At 67.2% G+C, this 889-nt stretch carries 1 protein-coding gene; it reads left to right on the top strand.

What is annotated here, in order from left to right; translation table 11 throughout:
- Positions 1 to 70 precede the first annotated feature (70 nt).
- Positions 71 to 879 (top strand): IS5 family transposase gene (locus tag ACTMTU_RS36035; RefSeq protein WP_441267643.1). Its coding sequence is split into 2 segments (ribosomal slippage): positions 71 to 410 and positions 410 to 879, totalling 810 coding nucleotides; the frame shifts between segments, so codons are not numbered across the junction.
- Positions 880 to 889: the final 10 nt, after the last annotated feature.

The following is an 889-nucleotide window of genomic DNA, read 5'->3' as shown; positions in this document are numbered from 1 at the left end:
ACTGATCGTTTCAGAATGAAGTTCGTTGTGGGGCTTGGCAGTTGGGTGTTGTGTCGGCAGGATCTGTTGGGTGTCTGCTGATCTTGTGCCTGATGACCTGTGGGAACGTGTGGCTCCGCTGTTGCCGGCTCGTCCGCCGCGGCGGCATCGGTATCCAGGGCGGTTGCCGGCGGATGACCGTGCTGCGTTGCGGGGCATCGTTTACGTGCTGTGCAAGAGCGTGAGCTGGCGGGACGTTCCGGCTGAACAGGTTGGCTGCAGCGGTGTGACGGCCTGGCGGCGTCTGCGGGACTGGACCGAGGCCGGAGTCTGGCCGCAGCTGCACGAGGTACTGCTGGCCGAGCTGAGGGCCGCGGGCCTGCTGGACATGGACGACGCGGCCATCGACGGCTCCCATGTCCGGGCCCTCAAAGGGGGGCTCACACCGGACCTTCGCCGGTCGACCGCGGGCGTCCGGGCAGCAAGCACCACCTGATCACCGACCGCCACGGCACACCGCTCGCCGTCTCGCTGACCAGCGGAAACCGTCACGACGTCACTCAGCTGATGCCCCTGCTGGACGCGATACCCCACATCCGCGGGGTCCGCGGGCGGCCGCGACACCGGCCAGGCCGGCTGTTCGCCGACCGCGGCTACGACTACGACAAGTACCGCCGCCTCCTCCGGACCCGCGGCATCACACCGAAGATCGCCCGCAAAGGCACCGCCCACGGCTCCGGCCTGGGCCAGACCCGCTGGGTCGTCGAGCGGACCTTCGCCTGGCTCCACCAGTTCAAACGCCTCCGCATCCGCTACGAGATACGCGCCGACCTCCACCTCAGCCTGCTCCAACTCGCCTGCAGCATCATCTGCTTGAGACGACTCCGAACCTCATTCTGAAACGATCAGT

This window comes from Streptomyces sp. OZ13 (assembly GCF_052068155.1).
Lineage (GTDB): Bacteria > Actinomycetota > Actinomycetes > Streptomycetales > Streptomycetaceae > Streptomyces.
The sequence above is the reverse complement of the archived record's forward strand: the minus strand, read 5'-3'. Positions and strand labels throughout refer to the sequence as shown.